Genomic DNA, 25,177 nt, shown 5'->3' with positions numbered 1-25,177 from the left:
TTTACAACTTAAAAAAAGTTAAAACAATGACGGCGGTCATTGCTTAATATTCAAAAAAACACTTATCATTTCAATGATTCTAATCAATATCCCGATACTTCTTTAATTTGTATCTGCTTAATCTACACTAAATTGTATTTTCTTGTCAACCAACCGCCCGTTTAAATCGTTATTTGCACAATTAGAGACCAAATTATTGGTAAATTACTGGCAAAATCCATTTGGTTTTGGCAAAATTTTATGACAACATTCTGGACTGAAGATAGTATCCTCACCAATCAAAGCGAACATACTCCACCCGCTGAGATCTTTGATGCCTTTTGTCAGGCTATAGGATTTTATTATCAACAGAAAGGTTATAAGTATACGAAGAGCCGTCCTAAAGTAAAAATTGAATCGAAGGATCTTTTTGTAGAGATCAACTTCTGGAGCTCCAGAAGCAATATGGCCGGCAGCAGCGTTGGCCTTGAGATATTGCCTTACGTGGGTTCCAAAAAATTAAAAAAATGGATCAAGGCTAATAAAACCGGACGCAACGAATATATTTTCGGCCCTACCAAATACGATTTCCGCACACAAAATATTTATGGTTCCTCTGTTGATTTCTTTCTCGACCTCATTCTTAAAATAGATAAGTACATCGCCACCAACCTGCACATCGAGGACAATAAAAAGTTCATCGATAAACTCCTTGCAGACAACAACGGTGAAATGATCATCGATAACGTTGCCTGCTACCTCGCTATGACCAACGATCCACGTTTATCTTCCTTTATTGAAGAACATGTTGATGGATTGGGCACTGAGTTGATCACCAAGTTAAGGGACATTGAAGCTTCAAGGCAACCTGGCAACGAGTTGATTAGCTAGTTAGTTTAAAATTCAAAGTTGAAAGTATTACGTAATAGTTTGGGCTTGGGGGATGCTAAGTTTAAGTTCTTATGTTATTAGGTTATTGAGTTCAAAACCTAATAACATAAGAACTTAAAACTTTGAACTTAAAACTTTAAACTTACCAACTGGCTCTCGTTACCTACACGGTCAACTGCAGTTACTCCAACTCCCGTTAACTTACTTTTTGCCAGCGTAAACATTCTATCGTGTCTGTTGAGGATGGTGTAATTCCATTTGCCGGCATACTGGTAATACACTACATAATGAAACACATCGGGTTCATTGGGGTGTGTCCAGCTGATTTTTAGTGAGTCGCCTTCTATAGAAGAAGTTACCTGTGGTGAATCAGGCGGGGTGGCATCCAGCCAGGGAGTGGCGGGCACCAGCGCCTGTTTTTTGTAAGGGCCTTCCACAATGGCCTTTGCCAGGCTGGAATCTTTTGTGAGCGAGCTAATGCTCCAATGCACTTCACCACTGCTTTTTGGCAACATGCCACGCGTGATCATGATCTGGTTCATAACCTCGGTAGCATTGGCCTGCGTGGTATCACGGCCTACATTCATGCCGGGCCATAAATGCCGGTCTTTTTTATTTTCACCGGCCCACCAGCCTAATAATACCGGATAGCTTACTGTGGGGCTGTTGATCTTCCAGTACAATTGTGGCGTAAAATAATCTACCCAGCCTTCGTTCAACCATAAGCGCGCGTCAGCATACAATTGATTGTACTGATCGAACCCTTCCACAATGGAAGGATAACCGGGGCGCCAGGTGCCAAACGGACTGAGCCCAAACTTTACATAAGGCTTTTCGGCCTTGATGCTTTTATATAAATTCTCAATAAAAACATTCACGCTGTTGCGGCGCCAGTCGCCCAGGCTAAGCTGGCCGCCTTTGTCAACATATTCTTTATAACTGCCGCTATCGGGGAAATCGGCATTGCCGTTATAGGAAGGATAGGGATAAAAATAATCATCGAAATGCACACCATCTATATCATAGCGTTTTACAATGTCCATTACTACTGCGGTTGCATGTTCCTGGGTACCTTTCCTGGAAGGATCGAACCACCAGTGACCGTCTTTCAGCTTCACCACCAGCTCCGGTTTCTTCTTCACCAGCGAAGTACTGGTTACTTCACCACCGGCAGGGGAATGCGCGCGATAGGGATTCAACCAAACATGCAGTTCCAGCCCACGGTCATGCGCCGCCTCTATCCAGAATTGCAGGGGATCGTAAAAAGGTTCCGGCGCTTTCCCTTGTTTGCCGGTAAGGAAATACGACCAGGGCTCCAGGTTACTTTGATACAAAGCATCTGCCTGGGGCCTTACCTGGAAGATCACGGCATTGAAATTATGTGCTTGTAAAAAATCGAGTAATTGAATGGCTTCCCGTTGTTGCTCTTCGGTGCTTAATCCACGTTTACTGGGCCAGTTGATGTTTGACACCGTAGCTACCCAGGCGGCCCGGAATTCAGTCTGGAACTGGGATTTTTGGGATGGTTGGGATGATGTTTGGGATGCCTGCGGCTGGGATTGTTGGGATGTCGGTTGCGTTGCCGGTTGTTGCGCGGTATCAGCAGCTTTAGTGGCTTTTTTTGATGATGAACATGCACTTACCAGAACTATCATCAGATAGCCGGCTGCCAATAGGGTGAATTTTTTAAACATAGTCAAAAAAGAATACAAGGTACAAGAAACAAGGCACAAGAAAAACACAAGGCTCAAGATGCAAGCAAACGCCTGTACCTTAAGCCTTGACTCTTGTGCCTTGATTCTTGAGCCTTGTACCTTTAGTCTAATATTTTTACCTGGATGTTCTTAAAATAAACTTTACTGTTGGGGTCATGGCCCTGTAATGCAAAGGTGCCGTTGCTGAGTACCCGTCCCTTCATATCGTTGGGGCGTTGTACATTATCAGGCTCGGTATATTCAACGGAGGTTTTACCATTTACTTTTATGGTCACTTTCTTTCCCTGCACAATGATCTCCTCAGTGAACCATACATTATCCTTTACCAATTGTTCTTTCACATCCTGAACAGCATACAGGCCTCCGGTTCTGCGCCAATCGGTATGGGTGTTATTTACCTGCACTTCATAGCCTTTCGAAGGCCAGCCTGATTCCTGGTAGGCAGTATGAAAATAAATACCGGAGTTGGAGCCGGGCCTGGTCATTACTTCAGCTTTGAAATCGAAATTCTTAAAATCGTGGTTCGCTACATTTCCATTATAAAAGAGGTGGGCCGTATTTCCGTGTGCGATGATCATGCCACTGTCAACCGTAAAAGTACCGGCATTCTCCCCTACTTTCCAGTCGGTAAGCGATTTGCCATCAAACAGGGAGATCCATCCTTTTGACTGCTTTTGTGCAGAGCCGACGAAGGTCAGAAGACAACAGGCAATTGTGAGGCTATATGTTAGTTTGCTCATTGTGATGTTTTCCGTGAAGGTAGGTGTTTAGCAAACCCAAAAAATGTTACAGGTTGCAAGTTTCAGGATATAGCCATAAAAGCTCGTTTCCCTGAAACCTGCAACCTGTAACCTGCAAGTCATTTATCCTTTCTTATTCTCTTTATACCGCTTGTCTGGCGTACCATTTTTCTTCATGTGCTTGGTTGTATCGGCAGCGGCCTTATTTTGCTTATAGCGCATGTCGGGCGTGCCATCTTTCTTTGTAGGAGCTGCCTCTTTTTTGGCAGGAGCGGTTTGTTCCTTTTTAGCAGCTTCTTTTTTAGGAGCTGTTTGAGCAAAGTTCATTCCTACGCAGGCCAGCAAAAAGCAAACAACAAAAACGACTTTTTTCATGATTCTTTAGTTTTTAAATGTGAAAGCGACCAAATGTTATCTATCAAATATAAATCCAATTGAACAACCAAAATTTGCATTAACTTCCTATTAAAAAAATACCTTGCAATCAATAGCCGAACGTATACAAAACTTTAACAGTAATCGCCTGCCATTTTATACAGGCCTGAAGTACCAGGCCATGGCCAAAGACCCGTTTTACTTTTACCGGGGCACCGCCCATCTGTTTTATGAAGACCTTGCCAGTGCCAATACCCTGCCAGCTCTGCCGCTGACCTGGGTTTGCGGCGACCTGCACCTGGAGAATTTTGGGAGTTACAAGGGAGATAACCGGTTGGTATACTTCGATCTGAACGATTTTGACGAGGCTACCCTGGCGCCCGCCACCTGGGAGCTGGCCCGGATGGCGACCAGTATTTTTGTAGGGTTGAACACGATGAGCGTGGGCGCCCCGGAAGCCAAAAACATGGCGCTGCTGTTCCTGAAGTCCTATTCTCTGGTGTTGAGTAAGGGCCGGTCGCGGTACATTGAACCGCAAACCGCCAAAGGCATTGTAAAGTCGTTCCTGCTTAAAGTAGCGGAACGCAAACAAAAAGACCTGATAAGGGAACGCACCGTCAGGAAGAACGGCGGCATTGGCCTGCTGTTCGATCACAAACGCCTGTTCCCTATTAATGATACAGCACTTACCAAAAAACTGGCTGATTTCGTAGATGGCTGGATGGTGAATATCCACCATCACCGCTTCCATGTTATAGATGCCGGTTTTCGAATAGCCGGAACCGGCAGTCTGGGTGTTAAACGTTATGGCTTTTTACTGGAACGGTTACACGGCGAACGGAAATACGTGTTGCTGGATATGAAACAGGCGCAACCTTCCTGCCTGCAATCGCATTTTCCCAATCAACAGCCAACCTGGCAATCGGAGGCGGCCCGGGTGGTGGCGGTGCAGGAACGGATGCAAAATATTTCCCCGGCACTATTGCGGCCGGTGCTTTTCAACGATGAATCGTATGTGATAAAGGAATTGCAACCCACCGCCGATAAAATAAATTTCGCTACCCTGGAAAACAGGTTCGATGATATGGCGGATGTGCTGGAAAATATGGCCCTGCTTACGGCTTCGGCCCAGCTAAGAAGCTCGGGCCGGCAGGGTTCGGCCAATGCAGATGAACTGATGGCCTTTGCCCGTGAGGAAGCCTGGATCACTCCTATCCTGGAATTCGCCAGACAGTATGCCGACCAGGTAAAAGCCGATTATAACCAATACCTGGCGGCTTATAACGCGGGTTATTTTGGGAAATAGTTTAGCGTTTACCTACCCAGTGCGGGTAAATAGGAACCTGCCCACTCACGGCATCCAATTGCAAAATATATTCGGGAGATAAGCTCCAACCGGTTGCACCGAGGTTTTCCAGCAATTGTTTTTCATTGCGGGCGCCAATTACAACATTCGAAACAGTAGGATTATGCAGCAACCAGTTGATAGCAACCTGGGAAACTGATTTACCTGCTTCCCCTGCTACCTGCTGCAGCACATCTATTACATTATACAAATGCTCATCTGTCACAGGCGGCGCTTTTACCAATCCACCTGCCTTTATGCGCCCTTCTGGTAACGGATTATTTCTTCTCATCTTACCGGTTAAACGGCCCCAACCCAGGGGACTCCAAACCATCAGGCCCAGGCCCTGGTCTTGCAGCATGGGCATTAATTCCTGTTCATAATCGCGCCCAATAAGGGAATAATAGCCCTGGTAGATCACGTATTTCTCCAGGTTATTCCGTTCTGAAACGGCCAGTGATTTCATCAACTGCCAGGCCGTGAAATTGGAGGCGCCAATGTATCTTACTTTTCCACTGGTAACCAGGTGATCTAACGTGCGCAGTGTTTCCTCAACGGGGGTTTCCGCATCAAAAGCATGCATAAAGTATACGTCAATATAATCGGTTCCCAACCGTTTCAGACTATCTTCCGCAGCTTTAATAAGATGATAACGGGAAGAACCTTTGTCGTTGGGCCTTTCACTCATATTAAAGGACGCCTTGGTAGCGAGGAGCACCTGATCGCGACGGCCTTTTATGGCGGCGCCTAAAATTTCTTCGGAGGTGCCTTGCGAGTACACATTTGCGGTATCAAAGAAGTTCATTCCGTGTTCAAGACCAATATCCACCAGGCGCGTTGCCTCTTGTATATCTGTTTCGCCCCAGCGTTGAAAAAACTCATTGGTGCCGCCAAAGGTAGCGGTGCCCAAACTCAATACCGGTACTTTCAATCCCGACCTGCCTAAATTTCTGTATTCCATGTTTTGTTTATTTATCACAAAATTCAAAACAGGACGGCCGGGGAGAAAGGACATTTATCACTAATCTGATGTGACAATTATCACGCGCTGGCCAGGCGGCTCAGCGTTTCGCGGCTAACGCCCAGGAAAGAAGCGATCAAAGATTTGGGAACCCGTTGAACAAGACCGGGATAATTGGCGAGCAGGTGTTCATACTGTTCTTTAACGGAAGAGCTGATCAAACATAAGATGCGGCGTTGCATCGCAATATAATTAGCGGTTGTTTGCTTTCTGAAGAAGTGGTCCATTTTCTGCAATTCCCGACAAAGCTTTTCGCGGTTGTGTAAAGTAATAAACAAGGTATCACAATCTTCCAGGCAGTCTACCTGCAGCGTGGCCGTTGTTTCATTGTGATAGGCCTGCGGGTCGGTGATCCAGCAATGCTCCATACCGAATTGAATGATGTGCTCTTTTCCTTCGGAGTCTATATGACAAACTTTCATCAGCCCGCTGAGTATAAAGTAGTCGTTGTGCACATACTCCCCTTCCCTGATGATGATCTGGTGCTTTTTCAATTTTTTAGGAGTAAAGTGCGACAACACCAATGCAAACTCTTCATCGGTCAACGATACATACTCCTCAATTTGCTGCCGTAACACGTTACTCATAATACTACACTTATTGGATCATTATCTGTTGTTCCTTCTTATCGCCAGGAAGTTTACCGCAAACTGAAAGATAATAAACCCGGCTATAAACCAGTTCAACACTTCGCCGGTTGCGGGATTATTGGTAAAGGCCATCCAAATGGCAACCAACCCCAGCAGGGCCATGGCAATGGTATAGAGCATGATGGAGTTGTACTTTGACGGGAAAAACATCATCCCGCAAAAAACCATCATTGCAAAACCATAGGCTGCCACTACCAGATATTTTTCCTGGGCAGAAGATATATACATGGCCAACCCCGCCAGTAAAACAACCAGGGCTACGGCTACAAAATTGGAGCTCATTTTTTCCTGTTTGTTCAACAGGAATTTGCCGTAAGGGTTAAACCGCAGAAACAAATTGCTGATGGGTTTCATAACCCAGGTTGAAAAAGCAAAAATGCAAAGCAGTATTATAATTGGAAAAAGAAATGGCTGTAATCCCGGATTGACCTCGGCCAGTTTGTTCAATGCCTGGTTGCCCAGCCAAAGTCCCAGCAGAATACCCCATTGGTATTTTGCGGCCATATTACCCATCCAGAATGAATATTTCAGGAACGCCCGGTATACCGGATTGCTTGCCTTGAGGGCTTCTATCATGCCTCGTTGCGCATATTCAAAATTGGGATCGTTCTTCAGAGCTTCCTTAAAGTGCTTCAATGCTTTTTTATGATCGCCTTTTTCCAGCAAACCCCAGCCGTAATTGGCATGGGTATAGGCGTTATTGGGATCATTTCTCAAGGCCCCCTCAATAGTGGCAAACGATTCTTCCTTTCGGTTCAGCTTTATTAATACCGTGCTTCTTACGTTCAGCGCCAGCAGGTCTTCCGGATCAATTTCCAATGCCTTATTGGCCAGGCGTAACGATTCCTCATATTGCTTGCGCGCCAGTTTTATATTCGCGAACCAGGCAAAATAGTCTGCCGTATAGGGATCGAGGGAAATCGCCTGTTGAATGCTTTTCTCCCCATCGTCATATTTATCTTTCTGAATATCGATGCGCGATTTAATAAAGAACAAATGCGCAGTATCAGGCGCCAGGCCAATAGCATCCTCAATAATACTGGCCGATTCTTCTATCTTGTCCTGCGCCAGGTTCAGTTCCGACAATAACGCCAGGTATTGTATATTGGTGGGCTCCTGCGCCAGTAGTTGTCTCAGGATCTTTTCTGCTGCGTCGTACTTTCTTTGTTGAATAAGAATACCAACCTTCGATAGACTGTGCTCCGTCATGTCACTTTTTTAATTTTAAATAGGATAGGATATCATCATATAAACCTGAATCATTGGCAAACATGGCAAAGTTCTTTGCGGTCATGAACCATTCCTGGGTACTTGCTTTATGTTTTTTAACGGCGTTCAGCAGGTCCTTTGTTTCAATAGGCTTGGGAATACCGTCGGTGAAAGATGATTCCAGTTTTAATTCTATGGCTATGTCAATGATGGCATCAATATCGGCGCCGGAATAGTGCTCGGTCTTTTTGGCCAATTGCCCATAGTCGATGGAATCGGTTGGTTTATTTTTAAGTTTCAACTGTAAGATCGATTCCCGGGTTGTTTCGTCTGGCGGCGGCACAAACACAATGCGGTCGAAACGGCCGGGTCTTCTGAAGGCAGGATCCAGGTTCCAGGGGGTATTGGTAGCGCCAATAATCAACATTCCTTCGTTGCTGGTATCGATGCCGTCCAGCTCCTGCAAAAACTGGTTGATGAGATGGCGGCCGGCAGATTGTTTCATATCGCTTCTGCTGGCGCCCAGGGCATCAATTTCGTCAATGAATAAAATACAGGGCGTATTGTACCGGGCCAGTTCAAAGATCTCATGCAGGTTTTTTTCACTGTTACCGATCCACATGTCAAGAATATCGTTCAGCCCTACACTGATGAATTTGGCATTTACCTGTCCGGCCGTAGCTTTTGCCAGGAAGGTCTTTCCACATCCGGGCGGGCCATATAATAAAATACCACCACCGATCTTTTTGCCATAAGCTTTATACAGCTCAGGATGCATCAATGGCTTTATGATCTTCAGCTCTATCTCTTTTTTCACGGCATCCATGCCGCCCACATCACTGAAATTGATGGCCGGTTTTTGCAAAAAGCGGCTGTCATAAGCCTCTTCTTCTTCTGCATCTGCCGGCTCGGGGCGGCCGCCCTTTACCCGTAAATGACTGTCCAGTTCCTCATCGAAGAAATTGGGATCGATGGACAATACTTTTTTATAGGTTTCAATAGCGCGGGCAATGGAATTTTCTTTTAGCAATCCTTTAGCATACCAGGTAAGCGCCTCTACGTCCTGGTGCCCGCTTTCAATAAATTCTTCCAGGATCACATTACAGGCGGAAAAATTCCCCTTTTTATAGAAAACCTTTGCCAGCCCAATGGTGGCTTTTGTATCGCGACGTGATGATTTCAGGATCTGGGTGTACTCTGCTTCTGCTTCTTCCAGCCGGTTCAGTCCCAGCAAGGTATCGGCCAGCAACAACCTCAGCGGGTTATTGTTGGGCGAATGCCGCAACGCTTCCCGCAAACTTTCAATAGTATTCTCGTTCATGCTGCAATTTGTATTACAATCACCGTAAATGTATATTAATGGAACGTTAAAACGGGCGAAATATACAAAATAGCCGGTTACGATTGGTGTTTTACGGTGTAATATTCAGGGGATTTACCAGATATCTATCACTACCTCTTTGCAGGCTGGTTTTATTTTCAGGTTACTACTTCATTAAACTTTTGATGTATTCAATATTATTATCCTTTTCGGAAACCACCTTCATAATAAAAGTCTGTGCTTTTGTATCGGCAGTGATGTTGAGTTTTCTGAATTCTTCAAATGATACGTAGGCGAATTTACCATTGTAATGACCGAGGATCATGTTGTCGGCTCCCGGTTTTACGCTAAAGTGATCCTCATGGGTAGAGATACATCCTTTAACACCCCGGATATACACTGCCAAGTAGGAATTGATGGGTTCCCCGGCCTCCGTTTTAAAGGTTGCAATTATATAATGGAGATTAAGTGCTTTCGCTTTGTCGTTATTCAAAACGCCAAAGCCATCAATCTGAAACACCCTCAGGGATGAATTCCAATCTGCCATGCTTTTCTTTACACGCTCCTTCTCTATTTGCCGGTCTTGTATGGAGTCTTTTACATATTGTGCCCGGTCTGCTTTTGCCATACGCGCTTTTTCTGCTACCCGCTGTTTATAGGCCGCATCCTCCCTTTCAAAGGTCTGTAATGCTTTATCGTAATCTTCACCTTCAAACACTGGTTTTACTGCGTAGGTAGTCGTTCTTTTGGCGTTTGAGAATTTTGCTATATAATTACCTTTGGCTCCCGCTCTTATCAACTCCAGGTTATTCCACTCTTCAAAACTGTCTCTGGGATTTAAAGGTGTTTTATTTATATCTATCTGGAATTTCATCCCTTTGTATGGAGCCAACTCCTGAAATGATTCTGGATCAATGACAATCTCAATTACCGGGCTTTTGTTATCAGCCTTCACGGGTTTTACCGGGGGCAGTAACACATTACCGGTTTGGGCTTGTAATCCAGGGCCGGCAAAAAGGGTAACAAACAATAAAAAGGCAATGTGTTTCTTCATATAATAAAGGGGTTAACAGATTAATTTGGTTGAAGACAAGGTAAAGACCGAAATCACAAAAAACAGGAGTGCATAACAAACTAGCCAACCAATGATATTGATACCGGCATTGTGCATGGGGTTATTTGGTTGCCATAAAGATGCAGGAAAAAACGGATATATAAAATAGCCACGCACTCCCCAAACACCTTTACTGGGGGTAACTTCTTTATACCAACTCATAAATTAATGCTAATTTCCATAAGCATAATCATATATCATCATATGAAGCGCACTGTTAAAACCCTTCTGTTACTACCAGCACTCCTTTTTTATCACCCCGCTTTTTGCCAGAAGAAAACACCCCCGGTAGATACGGTAACCATCAGACGCTCGCTGAACGAAGCGGCACTGCTTTATAAAAAGGGGAATACTGATTCAGCCATCAGCAAATGCAATGAAGTACTGCGGGTATCCGAAAAGAACAATTTAAAATTATTCTCCGCCACAGCCAATGATCAAATAGCCGAGATCATGGTAGCGAATGGGAAAATGGCTGCAGTTAAAAAATATGATTCATTGATCCTGCCTGTTGCCCTGCAACTAAAAGATACCTTCCTCCTCATTAATTCAAAGAACAGAACAGGACTTTACCTGCTCGATCAGGGTAAGAACGGCGAAGCAGCCGAAAACTTTCAGGCAGTGCTGGATATGGGGCTGGAAAAGGAACAATCATTAAAGACTGCCGAAGTATACAGCAATATGGCTTCGGTGTACCTGTCGCTCAGTAAAAATAACCAGGCCATGAACTGGTTCCTGAAAGCATTGCGGTTGTACGAAAAGTATGATGACAATGCCGGGCTTGGCGAAACCTATAGTAATATCTCATCCGTGTATTATTTAATGAGCCGTACTGATGAAGCCATAGACTTTCAAAAGAAAAGTATCTTCTACCGCGAAAAGCAAAACAATCTCCAGGCGCTGATCATTCCTCACATCAACATCGGACAACTGTACATTCTCAAAGATTCTTTTGCATTGGCCCTCGACCACCTGAAGCGGGCGGTAGTGTATGCCGAAAAGATCAACAATATAAAACTAAAGGCAAGCGCCTACTCGGGTATGTCCACCTATTATATAAAGGTGAAAGACTATGCGCGCTCACTGGAATGGCAGAATAAATCGATTGCCCTTTTTGAGGAAACCGATAATAAACCCATGTTGTCGAGGCTGTACGTTTCAGCGGGTAACCTGGCCAATGCCACCAATGATTCTGCCGGCGCTATGGCATACTACGAGAAGGGCTTAGCGCTTTCCAATCAAATGGGGAATAAGGAAAACATCGGGAACGCCTATGAAAAGATGAGTAATTTTTACTTTGCCCATAAGAATTTTGAAACGGCGTACCGGTATTTCAAGATCTATACCTCCTACCGCGATTCCATTGCCACCGCCAGCGCCCTGGCCAATATTGAAAAAGTAAAGATCGAATACGAAACGGAGAAGAAGGACAATGAGATCCTGAAACTGGCCAGTGAACAACGGATAAAGGAATTACAGATAGAAAAACAAAAAGCACTGCTGGATGGGAACCTGCTGGAAGCCCAGCATAAAGAAAACGAGATCGAGCTGCTGTCCAAAGCCAAAGAGCTGCAGGAGCTAAAAATAAAACAGCAGGATGAAGAGCTGGAGAAACAACAACTGCTGGCCCGGAACAATGAACAACAGTTACAACTGGCAGAAAAGGAAAAACAACTGCAACAAAAACAACTTCGCAATTCCACCCTCATTCGCAACCTGATCCTCGGCGGCGTATTACTGCTGGCCCTTGTTGGGTACTTCCTGTTTAACCGGTACCAGCTGCGCAGAAAGATCAGGGAACAGGAAGCCCTGCTGGACGTTCGTAACAATATTGCGAAAGACCTGCACGATGAGATCGGTTCTACCCTTACCAGTATTAAGATATTGTCGGAAGTTTCGGAAAAGAACCTGCAAAAAGACCAGGCCAGAACATCGGCCTTTCTGCAAAAGATAACCGAGCAATCGGCCGCAGCACAACAGGGCATCAGTGATATTGTTTGGGCGGTAAAACCCGAGAACGATAAGCTGGAGAACATCGTGATCAGGATGCGGGAGTACGTAGCGCAAACGCTGGAATCAAAGAATGTGCACACTGTTATTAATATCGATGAAAAAGTGCTGGACAAAGCGCTCGACATGAACCAGCGGCGCGAACTGTTACTGGTATTCAGGGAGGCCGTGAATAATATTGCCAAGTATGCCAACGCCACGCAGGTACAGGTAAAGCTGGAAAAAATAGATACCGATCTTCAATTGCAGGTGGTTGATGATGGCCGTGGTTTCGATATGGAGCAACAAACCTCCAGCAGCGGGTTGAAAAATATGCAGGCCAGGGCAGACTCCCTGAAAGGGTGGCTGACCATTTTTTCAAAACCGGGAAAAGGTACTGCCATTATCTTACGCATTCCTACTACATGATCATGTAGGCCTGCCTGTCCAAACACACCCTATTTTTATTTATGGCTATTAAGGTATTGTTATACGATGATAATGAAGCGTTGCGTCACAGCATGGAAGCCCTGATCACCGAAGAACAGGGGTTTGACCTGGTGGCGGCTATGCCGAACGCAGAGACCGTTGAAACGGACATCAGGGAACTGCAACCCGATGTGGTGCTGATGGACATAGATATGCCGGTAGTGAATGGCGTGGAAGCCATGCGGCGCATCAGCGCAATCAATGATAAACTGCCGGTGATCATGCTCACCGTTTTTGATGACAATGAAAATATCTTCAATGCTATTTGCGCCGGAGCCTCCGGCTATATCCTGAAACGTTATGCCACCGAAGAAATACCTTCCGCCATCCGCATGGCGCTCACCGGTGGCGCGCCCATGACCGGTTCTGTTGCCAGGAAAGTATTGCTGATGGTGCCTCCCGCCAAAACAACCGACCAGGAAAAAAGCAATCTCACCGAAAAAGAAATGGCCATCCTACAATACCTGGTAAATGGGTATAGTTATAAAATGATCGCTTCCGAATTAAAGATCAGCATCGATACCGTTCGCTTCCACATCAAAAAGATCTACGATAAATTGCATGTACACTCCGCTACGGAAGCGGTATCTAAGGCTATTAAAGATAAACTTATCTAAAGCCTCCCCCCAGCCCCCTCCGGTGGAGGGGGAGTTTGGCAACCTCGCGATATCGTTCAACCTGTTAACATCTCAACCAGTTAACGTATTAACTCGTCAACTTGTTAACTGGTCAACATGTCAACTTTATCAACCCTGTCAACCCTATCAACTTGCCTCTCACTTCAACATTCGATATTCGACATTCGATATTCAATATTTCTCCCTTTCTCATTTCTCTGTTCCTCATTCTTCATTTTTAATTTCTCTGCCGTTACTACATGATGATGTAGTTGATGCACCCCCGCTTCCCGGTTAGTTTTACGGGAAATTAATAACAAATGAAAACTTTAATTGTCTGCCTGCTGCTCTTGCTTCCTTCAGCAGGTTGCCTGTTTGCCCAGTCTTCAGATTTCATTCCCGGCGGGAATGTGCTGTTTGAAGACAACTTCTCACAAGACCCGCTGGGCGATTTCCCGGCCAAATGGAGCACCAGCAGCGAAGGCGCGGTGGTGGAACTGGATGGCCTTCCCGGAAAATGGTTGAAGGTAAGCGGGAATGTGGCCGTTAATCCTGAATTGAAAAAGAAACTGCCGGAAGATTGCACCATCGAGTTTGACCTGGTGGTAAAAAAGGAATCATGCCGTGCCGTGTTCGGGCTTACCACCATCAGCGATGTAAGTGCCGGAAACATCTATTACAAAAAAACGGCGGTTACCTTACAAAACATGACCGGCTACCCCGACCTGGTTGTTACCAAAGATGTGCAGGACCTCAGTAGCAAAAGCGACTTCAGCCTGGCCGGTTATATCGACAGGGTATTGCACGTAAGCATCTCAGTTAACAAGACCCGCCTGCGCGTTTATCTCGACGATACCAAAGTGGTGGATATGCCCAAGCTGGTGCTGCCTGAATACCGCAACAATTTCTTTATAGCCGGTGGCGAATCCGTTCCGGCGCCGCCAGATGCGATTTATATCAGCAACATCCGCATTGCAGCCGGTGAAGCCGATGCCAGGCGCTTACTCATCAAACAGCTGTTTGAACAGGGCTCGGCAGTTACCAGCGATATCAGCTTCAATCCGCAAACCAATGTAATGACGCAACAATCCTATCCCGTGCTGGATACATTGGGCAAGGCCATGCAGGCTGATCCCAGCCTGAACATCCAGATCAACGGGCAGGACCAGCAACCGGCAGGGTTTGTACAATCAACCGGTACAACTGGTACAACCGGCACAACCGATGTAAGCAATATGGCAACCGGTACAGCCGCTGATGCTTTGGTTAAACAGAAAGTTGAACAAATGAAGTCGTACCTGGTGCAGAAATTCCAGTTAAATGTCGACCGCATTGTTACCGGCGTAAGCAATAAAATAATGGCAAAGGCAAACGCCATGCAAACCGGCCAGACCGGACAAAAGCTCAAAGGATTTCTGACCCAGTTCGTGAAGCTCTAAGCTACATCAGATGAAAAACTACCAGCACTTACTGTTGCTACTATTGATCCCTGTTATAATGAGTAGCCGGAAAGGCGATCCGGGATCAAAAGGTGCACTCCGCTTCCAGGCAAACGGACAGTTATATACCGCCGACTCCACCCATGCGCGGGGCTATGCGGTAAAACAAACTTCCCTTGCCTGCATCAACGGGGCCAATAACGAAATGGTGATAGGGATTGAATGGACCGGCGTAAAAGGGCCTGGTGTTTTTTCAATAGACACCCGGGGCGGCAAAGCTGAATTCTCCATTAACCATAAAAGTTACTTTCCCCAACAGGCTGGTGATTATTTAAAAATAACCATACGGGAAGCAAAGCAACAGGGTGCCTTTTTGTTATTGAACGGAACCTTTGAAGGTCAGTTACAGGACCGGAACGGGAACAAACTAAAAATAACAGCAGGCAGTTTTGAAACCATATCACTCTGACAACCTTTTGTATAAAACCACCTTTCACACTAAAAAAAAAGTAATGAGACACCTGTTATTGATCGCCGTTCTTTGGACGGCCTGTAATAATACTGCGTCTACCAATAAACCCGGTAAACAATTGACGGCAGCCATTACAGAAGATAAACCCGATGCAGGCCCCGCAGCCTGCAACAAACTCATCTTCTTTGAACCCGGCGCCGAAATAATTACCAAAAGTTACGATGGCGCCGGAAAAGAAATCAGCTGTCAGTTTACAAAAATAGTCTCCGTTAAAAATGAAGGCGGCATGACGGTAGCCTATGCCGAAGCCAGCGATACCACCCGCGCAAACAATCATGTAAGCAACATGAAGTACAGTTATAAATGCGATGGTAAAACCATTTATTTCGACATGGCCAGCATGCTGCGCGCCCACGCCCAGGACCCCAATGCCACTATTGAAGCATCGATGGTTGAATACCCCATTGCGGTATCTGCCGGACAAACCCTGCCCGATGCCACTGGCACCATGAGCTTTGAAAGGAAGGGCAAAAAGACCAACATGAAATATCGCTATAAAGAACGCAAGGTAGACGGGAAGGAAAAAGTAACCACTCCTGCCGGCAGCTGGGATTGTTACAAGATCAGCAACCAGGTTGATGTGGAAGTAGATTTTCCTGGCATGAGCGATAAGGCCAAACAGATGATGCAAACCATGACCAATCAAATGAAGTCGACCGGCATTACCTGGTTCTCACCCGACTTTGGCATTGTAAAATTTGAATTGTTCCAAAACGCAAAGCTTGTATCAAGAACGGAGATCATCTCTGTAAAAAGATAATCAACAACATTAACCTGTAAACAAATCTCAAAATGAAAAAAATACTATTACTGATTTGCCTGGTTCAGCTTATCACCAGCGCCCTTACAGCGCAAATAGCGCCCATTAGAAACTTTACCCCTATAAAACTGAAAGGCACCGTTCCCTTTCTCATAAAAGGCAGTACGGCCATCAAATATATTGTACCGGCCAATGCCACCAACCCCAGCTTCCGTATGCAACGCGGTACTACCAGCGCTAAAAAAACCGTTTCTTCCGCTACATCGGCCTCTGCTCCCGACGCAAATGGACGGTATTGCACCACCGAAGTGGTGAGTGAAGAAAAAGGTGATTATACCAAGATCGTGCTGGGTAATCAGAACGACAAGATCTACCCCGGGGCTATTTATTACGACAACGCATTTATAGATGGCACCTATAATGCGCCTACCAACCTGCAACTGACACCATATGACATTACTACCGATCTGTATTCGGCAGCATTCAGCGGCAGCTCTATTGAAAATGTACAACCTAACCTGGGCGGGGTGAACGATGGCATCGGCAACCTGATGCGCAAAGGCGGGAATGTAAAAAATGCAAGCCGGATTTCAGTAGAAGTAAAATCAATGAACTCATCCGAACAACTGGCTTTTGAAATTGGCGCCGGCTTTACCGGTTACGGGGCCGATCTGAACGCCAGCTTCAACTACCTGAAGTCATCCAATAAAAACGTATTTATCGCCAAGCTTACACAAGTATACTTTTCTGTTATGCTTAACCGGGCCGACGGAAGAGTACTGGCAGCCAACAACGCGTCATACCCCAATCTTGTTTATGTAAACAAGGTGAATTATGGCCGGCTGGGCTACATCTTGATCTCATCCGATTCAAGCCGGGAGGCTATACAGGCCGCACTGGACTTTACGTATAGCTCCGGCTCTGTTTCGGTATCGGCGAATGCGCGGTTGAATTATCAACGCACCATCGCCAACATGCAAATCAGCGGTTTCTTCTTTGGCGGCGATGCGGCCAATACCATCAGCCTTACTTCGCCCAGCCAGCTGCAGTCGTTTGATGACTATGTACAAAATGGGTTACGCCTCGATCCCAATGTGGCGCCGGTTGCCATCAGCTACGAACTGAAGTACCTGAATGATAATGCCACCTGCGCTACCCGCAGCACTACCACCTACACAGAAAGACAATGTACCCCTGCTACGGGTATTAAGATCCAGTTGCACAACGTGGCCATCGAGGATATTCATGGCGGCGATTGCAGCTATGCCTGGGGCACTGTAGGCGTGGAGGTATGGGAAACCAATCCACAGAAACAACCCATAAGAATGTTGTACAACTCAACCCTGTGGGATTATAAGGGCAATGCCCCCAACCGCACCGTGATCAATTATGCCGACATCAGGGCTGGTAATACCCTGCGTCCGGAAATAAAGAATATTCCCAATGGCACCCGCAGCCTTACCATCAATCCCCTGCTGGCCACTGAAAACAGGTTATTGTTCCGGTTCAAATGTAATATCAATACCAACCATAAGGACAATGACCTGGCTGCATTGGGTTTTCATGGTATGAACCGGGTAGAAACCGTTGACAAAATGCTGAATGAAGTATTTGTTGGTTCAGATATGTTGGCAAGCAGACCCAACGATTACAAATATGGAACTTTTATGGCCGGCCGCTGGTGTTCCAATACCGACCGCGTGCATTGCTTTTATGCATTGTTTACGATAACCAACCAATAAAAGGTACGTGCCCGGTGCAAAAGAAAAGGCCCTCCCCGATCCCGGTCCGGATTGTGGGAGGGTCTGTTCTTTACTGACCGCAAAACACATATTATTTAATTGTTCATATCAGTCAACCGTTTTTTCCACGACCTGTGTTGTCTGCTAAAACATTCTGCGTTGTATCTTCAATGTCTAATCCTATTTGAGCATGAAAATCTTCAGAAAGAGACTATTATTGTTGGCCGCTTTGTATTGCACCAGTTTGGTAGGGAATGCCCAGAACAATCAAACCATTGATTCAAATATTATAGCCGACGGCGCCACGCCCCGGTTAATTGCCCGTCAATTCAGTTTTACCGAAGGCCCGGCCACCGACAGCAGGGGGGATGTTTATTTTACCGATCAGCCCAATAACAAGATCTGGAAATACGACATCAATGGTCATCTATCCCTTTTTATGGACAGCGCCGGCCGCTCTAACGGCATGTACTTCGACAGGAACGGCAACCTGATCTCCTGCGCCGATGAACAAAACCAGCTGTGGTCTATTGACCGGAAGAAAAAAATTAAAGTGCTGATCAATGATGTGGATGGCAAAAAATTAAATGGTCCCAATGATGTATGGGTATCACCCGGTGGAAATATTTATTTCACTGATCCTTATTATCAACGTACCTGGTGGACGAGAACAAAACCCGAAATGGAAGCAGAGAAAGTATATGTGTTGTTACGCGGCAGCAGAACCCCGCAACCATTAATTGATAGCATGAAACGCCCCAATGGAATTGTAGGCACGCTTGATGGAAGTCAACTGTACGTGTCGGACCTCAACGGCAATAAAACATACCGTTACACCATTAATAAAAATGGTTCATTAAGCAATGGGGAATTATTTGTAAATCTTGGCTCCGATGGCATGACGATCGATAACAAGGGGAATATTTACCTCACCGGTAAAGGCGTGACTGTTTTCAACAGCCAGGGTAAGCAAATAGCGCACATAGATATTCCTGAAAAGTGGACGGCAAATGTTGCATTTTACGGTAAACAGCGAAACAAATTATTCATCACCGCGTCCGAAGCTATTTATGAATTAGATATGAAAGTAAAAGGAGTTGAGTAAACGCAGAATCATGATCTATATCATTACCGCAAGCCCCGATAAAATTTTTTATCGGGGCTTTTTTTATTTAAATTTAATTAAGCATTTAACTCCAAAATTCAAAGTCGTGTTATTCAATTCGCTTGCCTTTCTGGTTTACCTGCCCATTGTATTTTGCTTATACTGGTTCGTGTTTAATAAGCGGCTGCGTTGGCAAAATGGGTTGTTGCTTATTGCCAGTTATTTCTTCTATGGCTGGTGGAGCTGGAAGTTTATGGTATTACTTTCCTTAAGTACTTTTCTTGATTATGTTTATGGTTTTTCTGTTGCCTCGCCTAACCGAAAAAGAGCGAAGGTTTTTTTATGGTTGAGCATTATCAATAACCTCGGCATCCTGGGCGTATTCAAGTACTACAACTTTTTTGCGCTGCAATTTCAAAAGGGGTTCGATATGCTGGGGGTACACCTTCACCCTTCCTTATTGCAGGTTGCATTACCCATCGGCATTTCTTTTTACACCTTCCACGGCATGTCGTATGTATTTGATATTTACCGGGAAAAACAAAAACCCATTTCCAACTTTATTGAGTATGCCGTGTTCGTTTCATTTTTCCCATTACTGGTAGCAGGGCCTATTGAACGCGCTACCCACCTGTTGCCGCAGGTGCAGCAACGGCGAACCTTCAATTACCGGCAGGCCGCCGAAGGATGCAGGTTGATGCTGTGGGGCATGTTCAAGAAAGTAGTAGTGGCAGACAGTCTTGCAGTAATCGCCGATAACATTTTCAACCACTATACCGAACACAACGGCCTTACATTGGTGCTGGGCGCCATAGCCTTTTCGTTCCAGATCTATGGCGACTTCAGCGGGTATTCAGACATTGCGCTGGGCACGGCCAAACTGTTCGGGTTTGAACTGTTGAGCAATTTCAAATTCCCTTATTTCTCAAGGGACATTGCCGAGTTCTGGCGAAGATGGCATATCTCCCTCTCCAGCTGGTTCAGAGATTACCTGTACATTCCATTGGGTGGTTCAAAGGGCGGTAAAGCAAAAGCAGTAAGAAATACTTTTATCATTTTTCTCGTTAGCGGGTTCTGGCATGGCGCCAGCTGGAACTTTATTGCCTGGGGTTTTATTCATGCCTGCGGGTTCTTACCATTATTATTAATGAACCGCAACCGAACGCATGTTAAAGAAGTGGTGGCTGCAGACAGGTTGTTTCCCAATGGTACCGAACTGTTGCAAATGTTTACCACCTTTTGCTTTGTAACCTTTGCCTGGATCTTCTTCCGTATCCACGACATAGGCCAGGCTGTTGATTATACAAAAAGTATTTTCACCAATGTTAAAAACCCCGGGGAAGCGCTCTCCTACCTTTCTATCTTCTATTATATTGTACCACTGCTGGTGATAGACTGGCAATTCAGAAGAAATGAAAGAAACCTGCAAATAGCAAAGAGAAATATGTTTATGATCTTAAGTTCAAAAGTAGTGTTATACACAGTGTACACCCTTACCGCCATATTCCTGTTGAATGCCATTATTCAAAAAGAAAATGTTTCATTCATTTATTTTCAGTTCTGATGAAGAAGCTAATTGTAAAAATCGGCAAACTGTCAATTATCCCATTGGTGGTGCTTATTCTGATGGGGCTTAGCCAGGAACAGGACCGGGTAGTTAACCTGAAGCGGCAGTTATTTGAGCAATACAAGGGAAGTACGGAATGTTTGATCATTGGTACCAGCCATGCGCTCATGGGGTTGAACCCCACCTTATTTCCATTTAAAGCCTTAAACATTGCAGAAGAAGGCAAACCTACTGAAGTGGATATTGAAATAATTGAAAAGAACATCAACCAGTTACCGCATTTAAAATATGTGATTATCCCTATCGATTATTTCACTTTTTATTTTACGGGACTGCGGGAAGAAGCGGCGCCCAAATATTATCATCACTGGGGTTTAAAAGATGGATATATAAAGTCATATTATTTTAAAAGGTACCATGCTTTTACCTGTGGGTTTATGATCCACGAGCACGATACCTACGATCAATACGATACCCTTATGGGTTACAGGGCCCAATATGAAGACCTCTCGAAATTGTCCGCGGCTTTCAGACTGAATAAATACCAGGCAAAACACAACGACTGGAATAAATACTGGATAGATCCCGGCAGTACGGAGCAGATCTATAAAAGGATAGACAATTTTATCTCTATGCTTCAAAAGCGGAATATTCAAACCATCCTGGTCACGCTGCCTGTTTGCACCCAATTCTACACCTACTACGATCCCAAAATCAATACCAGGAATATCCAGCTGGTCAACGACATCCTGAACAATACCAATGCCCGGTATATTAACCTGCAGAACAATCCCTTATTGACAGCCGACAGTCTCTACCGGGACATCGATCATTTAAATTTCAAGGGGGCTACCATTGCAACAAAGCTCATCAGCGATTTTATTACAAAACCTGTTGGCAATAACCTTCTTAAAGATTCACTTAATTAAAATTTTCAAGCATTAATCAGACAAGTTCTCATATTTAATTCTTATCGTGTTTTGCTCCAACAATTTATCCAGAAAATCACTGTCTAAAAAATACAACTCAACATGGTCGCTGGTTATTTTAACTTTTGCATAAGTGTGAACAAAACAGGGGCGAAACAGGGTAAAATGACTGAATAAAAGGTAAAGAGGTGGCAAACGGCATTGGCAAATTATAAGTTAGTTAGTGTAACTAATTATCATTACTCATCAATTCTTGCCAATGGAAAAAAATTTACCTTTTGTAAAAGGACTCATTTCATTTTTGTTCCTTTTGCTGGGACCAATCCTTGCTTCGGCAACAACGGTTCCCGTAACATCGATCACTGAACTACAGGCTGCTATTAACAACGCAGCACCCGGCGATGTGATCATTCTCGCCAATGGCGTGTATACGGCAACGGCCGATATAACCATCAGTAAAAAAGGAACTGCGGCACAACCAATCACCATCGCAGCGCAAACAATCGGTGGCGCCGAGATCACCGGTTCAGGAGGTTTTAGTATCGTGAGCCCCGCAGCTTACATCATCATCAAAGGCTTTAAATTCACCCATGCAGCCAATCACGCCAAAATGGCCAGCGGCACCAGCTTTTGCCGCTGGACAAGAAATACTTTTGAAACCCCGGGCGAGGGTGAGTACCTGCAGCTCAATGGTAATGATCATGAAGTAGATTATAACACTTTTCAAAATAAAAGCAACCTCGGTCGCTTTATAACAGTACGCGGCGTTGGCAGTCAGATCGCCCAAAGACTCTGGATCCATCACAACTATTTCCACAAACAACTTCCTGGTGGAGGCAATGGCGCCGAAACCCTTCAATTTGGCTTGAGCGGATACAGTCTTTCGTCGAGCTATAGCATCATCGAGCACAACGTGTTTGAGGAATGTGATGGCGAGAATGAATTGATATCTGTAAAAGCCTCGGCCCTGACCATTCGCTATAACACCATCCGCAATTGTCCTGCCCAGTTCACCCTCAGGCATGGCAACCGGAGCGTGGTATATGGCAATTATTTCAGCAATACGCCGGGTTTGCGCATCTTTGGTGACGACCATGTGATCTTCAGTAATTATTTTGAGAATTGCAGTACTGCGCTGGATATCGGTAATGGAGATGGCGAAGTGGCATACGGCGCTCCATTAACAAGTCACGACCGCCCCGATCGCATACTCATTGCATTCAACACCCTTGTCAATTGCAGCAGCAATTTTAAACAGGGCGGGCGCACAGGCGGTTTAGGTGCTACGTTTGTTACGGTGGCCAATAACATCGTTCAGGGTGGTGGCGCTGCCGCTTCTATTGCCGGTCCCTATACCAACCCTGTTTGGACGGGTAATATGCTTTTCAATGTAAGCGGCCCTGGCGCCATGCCTGCTTCTGGTTATACCATCACAGATCCTATGCTGGCAAGAGATATTACGGGAACTTATCACCTGCAAACAGGCAGCCCGGCCATTAATGCCATTACGGATAGCTTTCCTGCAGTAATTGCAGATATGGATGGACAGCCACGTACGGCGCCCTTCGACATTGGCGCCGATGAAGTTTCACAAGCGCCCGTCACTGCCCGCCTGCTCAATCCTGCAGATGTTGGCGCCAATGCAGCAGGCGATGCACCGGTGGTTAGTTTCACCGCTCCTGCCAACAATGCGATTGTTGATGCAGGCGCACCGGTACCGCTCACCGTTGATGCCATTTCGTTCAGCGGCGCCATTTCAAAAATAGCTTATTCGGTAGATGGAGTAACGATCGGTGAAGATACTACGGCGCCCTGGTCGCTGACCTGGATAGCGGCAGCCGGCGCGCATACGATCACAGCTGTAGCAACGGACGATAAAGGAAAAGAAAGCCAGCCCGCTGTTATTATTGTAAATGTAAACCCGGCAGGTTCACACCTTAACATTACATCGCCGGCAGATAATTCCGTGTTTACAGCGCCCGCTTCAATCGGGATAAACGTAACAGCAACAGATGACAGTTCAACCATTACAAAAGTTGAGTTTTTCAATGGGGCTACAAAGCTTGGTGAGGACGCTGCGGCTCCCTATACTTTTACCTGGGCAAATATAGCCGCCGGTAAATATACCCTGCAGGCCAAAGCTACCAATGCGCTTAATCAAACAAGTTTTTCCGCACCAGTAAATATTACCGTAAATGCCGCCCCCATTGCCTCGTTCGATATAACTGATAATGGCGGCGTCATTACTGCACAGTATCCCAATACATCCAAGCCCACCGAAGACTTTCCGAGCCTCATCGACAATAATAAATCCACAAAGTATTACCGCAGCGGAAGAAATGCATTGTGGGTTCAATACAAATCCACGGTTCCTGCCATCGTAGTAAAATATACAATTACTTCGGCCAACGATGTGCCGGGCCGGGACCCGCGCGACTGGAATTTGCAAGGTTCAAACAATGGCGCCGACTGGACAACGCTGGATACCCGTACGGGCGAAAGTTTTGCTACCAGGCTGTTAACGAACACCTATACGTTCACCAATACAACCCCTTATCAATATTACCGGCTTAACATTACCAATAATAGTGCAGGCCTGGCTACTACCGGAACACAGTTTGCGGAATGGGAGCTTTTTGAAAGAAAGATCCAAACCATTACATTCGATCACATCAACGATACCACGTATGGTATTGACCCCATTGCACTGGTTGCAAGCGCTTCTTCACAAATGCCGGTGAGGTTTGAAGTAGGTTCAGGACCTGCCAGTATTGAAGATTCAATATTGACAATAACCGGCGCAGGAACAATTACAGTACGCGCTATTCAGGATGGAGACGATAGCTATTTTCCCGACACGGTTGAACAAACTTTCATTGTCAGCAAAGCCATGCAGACTGTTTCATTCGACCCTGTTGAAACCAAAACTTTTGGCGATGGTACTTTTGACCTGTCCGCTTCTTCCGATGCAGGCTTGCCTGTTACCTTTGAACTGGTGAGTGGCCCTGTTACAATAAATGGCGCTACCGTAACTATCAACGGAGCGGGTGTTGCCACCATCAGGGCGGTACAGGCAGGAGATGAAAATTATGAGCCAGCCTTTAGCGAACAAACATTTATCATCAACAAAGCGGCGCAAACAATTTCCTTTGCAGCTATTCCCCCAACAAACAGTACAGATTCCGTACAATTGACAGCCACCGCTTCATCCGGTTTGCCAATAAACTATTCTATTGTTTCAGGCCCGGGAATAATTAATAACAATACGCTCACTTTTACGGGTGAAGGCAATGTGGCCGTGCGCGCCAGTCAGCCGGGTAATGAAAATTATTTGTCAGCCGATTCTGTTGACCAAACGGTACTTGTTTTTTCAACCCGTGAAAAGAAGGATTGCGTTAAGATCATTGTGTACCCAAATCCAACCCATGGCCGGTTGAAAGTGAAGCTGGATAATAAGCAGCGCGACAAACAATATACGCTGATCATTTATAATAGTAATGGCAATCCGGTTCAAACAACTATAATCCAAAGAAATCAGTTCCAATTCGAAGTAGATTTTAATCTCACGAATTATCAGAATGGGATTTACTATCTGTATATCTTCGATGGAACAACCACTTACGTAAGATTGATTAGAAAAGATTAGTA

The 25,177-nt window shown here is 45.3% G+C and carries 20 protein-coding genes; 12 read left to right on the top strand and 8 right to left on the bottom strand.

Annotated elements, in window-relative coordinates; genetic code table 11:
- Window positions 1-240: 240 nt before the first annotated feature.
- Complete coding sequence (locus tag NIAKO_RS03420) at window positions 241-870, top strand: hypothetical protein (RefSeq protein ID WP_014216999.1); 630 nt, start codon at window positions 241-243, stop codon at window positions 868-870.
- A 128-nt stretch (window positions 871-998) separates the two neighbouring features.
- Here the strand turns inward: NIAKO_RS03420 and NIAKO_RS03415 are convergent, their stop codons facing one another.
- The 3 genes from NIAKO_RS03415 to NIAKO_RS03405 form a co-directional block, all read right to left on the bottom strand.
- Entirely contained in the window at window positions 999-2,564 is a 1,566-nt protein-coding gene (locus NIAKO_RS03415) for a glycoside hydrolase family 10-like protein (RefSeq protein ID WP_014216998.1), read from the bottom strand.
- A 122-nt stretch (window positions 2,565-2,686) separates the two neighbouring features.
- Window positions 2,687-3,325: a 3-keto-disaccharide hydrolase gene (locus NIAKO_RS03410; RefSeq protein WP_014216997.1), complete on the bottom strand. Its 639-nt coding sequence runs from the start codon at window positions 3,323-3,325 to the stop codon at window positions 2,687-2,689.
- Window positions 3,326-3,448: 123 nt separating this feature from the next.
- Window positions 3,449-3,700 carry a hypothetical protein gene (locus tag NIAKO_RS03405; RefSeq protein ID WP_014216996.1) on the bottom strand — a complete coding sequence of 84 codons (252 nt, stop codon included), beginning with the start codon at window positions 3,698-3,700 and terminating at the stop codon, window positions 3,449-3,451.
- Window positions 3,701-3,803: 103 nt separating this feature from the next.
- On the opposite strand from NIAKO_RS03405, the gene NIAKO_RS03400 reads away from it, so the two are divergent.
- Window positions 3,804-5,006, top strand: a complete 1,203-nt coding sequence (locus NIAKO_RS03400) for a DUF2252 domain-containing protein (RefSeq protein ID WP_014216995.1) — start codon at window positions 3,804-3,806, stop codon at window positions 5,004-5,006.
- Window position 5,007: 1 nt separating this feature from the next.
- Here NIAKO_RS03400 and NIAKO_RS03395 read toward each other — a convergent pair whose 3' ends face one another.
- From NIAKO_RS03395 to NIAKO_RS03375, 5 genes are all read right to left on the bottom strand, one after another.
- Window positions 5,008-6,006, bottom strand: a complete 999-nt coding sequence (locus NIAKO_RS03395; RefSeq protein WP_014216994.1) for an aldo/keto reductase — start codon at window positions 6,004-6,006, stop codon at window positions 5,008-5,010.
- An 80-nt stretch (window positions 6,007-6,086) separates the two neighbouring features.
- Window positions 6,087-6,653 carry a Crp/Fnr family transcriptional regulator gene (locus NIAKO_RS03390; RefSeq protein WP_014216993.1) on the bottom strand — a complete coding sequence of 189 codons (567 nt, stop codon included), beginning with the start codon at window positions 6,651-6,653 and terminating at the stop codon, window positions 6,087-6,089.
- A 21-nt stretch (window positions 6,654-6,674) separates the two neighbouring features.
- Entirely contained in the window at window positions 6,675-7,925 is a 1,251-nt protein-coding gene (locus NIAKO_RS03385) for a tetratricopeptide repeat protein (RefSeq protein WP_014216992.1), read from the bottom strand.
- Window position 7,926: 1 nt separating this feature from the next.
- The gene (locus NIAKO_RS03380) at window positions 7,927-9,246 is read right to left on the bottom strand and encodes an ATP-binding protein (RefSeq protein ID WP_014216991.1); all 1,320 of its coding nucleotides are present in this window, start codon (window positions 9,244-9,246) and stop codon (window positions 7,927-7,929) included.
- A 166-nt stretch (window positions 9,247-9,412) separates the two neighbouring features.
- Window positions 9,413-10,300 carry a hypothetical protein gene (locus tag NIAKO_RS03375; protein ID WP_014216990.1) on the bottom strand — a complete coding sequence of 296 codons (888 nt, stop codon included), beginning with the start codon at window positions 10,298-10,300 and terminating at the stop codon, window positions 9,413-9,415.
- Window positions 10,301-10,564: 264 nt separating this feature from the next.
- Between NIAKO_RS03375 and NIAKO_RS03365 the strand changes: the two genes are divergently transcribed.
- The 10 genes from NIAKO_RS03365 to NIAKO_RS39070 all read left to right on the top strand — a co-directional run bounded on the left by NIAKO_RS03365 (window position 10,565) and on the right by NIAKO_RS39070 (window position 25,175).
- Complete coding sequence (locus tag NIAKO_RS03365; protein WP_014216988.1) at window positions 10,565-12,778, top strand: ATP-binding protein; 2,214 nt, start codon at window positions 10,565-10,567, stop codon at window positions 12,776-12,778.
- A 41-nt stretch (window positions 12,779-12,819) separates the two neighbouring features.
- Entirely contained in the window at window positions 12,820-13,455 is a 636-nt protein-coding gene (locus NIAKO_RS03360; RefSeq protein WP_014216987.1) for a response regulator, read from the top strand.
- A 320-nt stretch (window positions 13,456-13,775) separates the two neighbouring features.
- Window positions 13,776-14,894 carry an OmpA family protein gene (locus NIAKO_RS03355; protein WP_014216986.1) on the top strand — a complete coding sequence of 373 codons (1,119 nt, stop codon included), beginning with the start codon at window positions 13,776-13,778 and terminating at the stop codon, window positions 14,892-14,894.
- A gap of 10 nt (window positions 14,895-14,904) precedes the next feature.
- Window positions 14,905-15,363, top strand: a complete 459-nt coding sequence (locus NIAKO_RS03350) for a hypothetical protein (protein ID WP_014216985.1) — start codon at window positions 14,905-14,907, stop codon at window positions 15,361-15,363.
- 43 nt (window positions 15,364-15,406) lie between these two features.
- Window positions 15,407-16,186: a TapB family protein gene (locus NIAKO_RS03345; protein WP_014216984.1), complete on the top strand. Its 780-nt coding sequence runs from the start codon at window positions 15,407-15,409 to the stop codon at window positions 16,184-16,186.
- Window positions 16,187-16,218: 32 nt separating this feature from the next.
- A complete protein-coding gene (locus NIAKO_RS03340) occupies window positions 16,219-17,928 on the top strand; it encodes a thiol-activated cytolysin family protein (protein ID WP_014216983.1) in 1,710 nt (569 codons plus the stop codon).
- A gap of 190 nt (window positions 17,929-18,118) precedes the next feature.
- Window positions 18,119-19,033: an SMP-30/gluconolactonase/LRE family protein gene (locus NIAKO_RS03335; RefSeq protein WP_014216982.1), complete on the top strand. Its 915-nt coding sequence runs from the start codon at window positions 18,119-18,121 to the stop codon at window positions 19,031-19,033.
- 106 nt (window positions 19,034-19,139) lie between these two features.
- Window positions 19,140-20,597: an MBOAT family O-acyltransferase gene (locus NIAKO_RS03330; RefSeq protein ID WP_041347933.1), complete on the top strand. Its 1,458-nt coding sequence runs from the start codon at window positions 19,140-19,142 to the stop codon at window positions 20,595-20,597.
- Window positions 20,597-21,529 (top strand): hypothetical protein, encoded by a 933-nt coding sequence (locus NIAKO_RS03325; RefSeq protein ID WP_014216980.1) that lies wholly within the window; start codon window positions 20,597-20,599, stop codon window positions 21,527-21,529. The genes NIAKO_RS03330 and NIAKO_RS03325 overlap by 1 nt, the downstream gene beginning before the upstream one ends.
- A 259-nt stretch (window positions 21,530-21,788) precedes the next feature.
- On the top strand, window positions 21,789-25,175 hold the full coding sequence (locus tag NIAKO_RS39070; RefSeq protein ID WP_014216979.1) for a chondroitinase-B domain-containing protein: 3,387 nt from the start codon (window positions 21,789-21,791) through the stop codon (window positions 25,173-25,175).
- The last annotated feature ends 2 nt before the right edge of the window (window positions 25,176-25,177 follow it).

The organism is Niastella koreensis GR20-10 (assembly GCF_000246855.1).
Taxonomy (GTDB): domain Bacteria; phylum Bacteroidota; class Bacteroidia; order Chitinophagales; family Chitinophagaceae; genus Niastella; species Niastella koreensis.
Note: the sequence above shows the minus strand (reverse complement) of the source record. Positions and strands in the feature narration are given on the sequence as shown.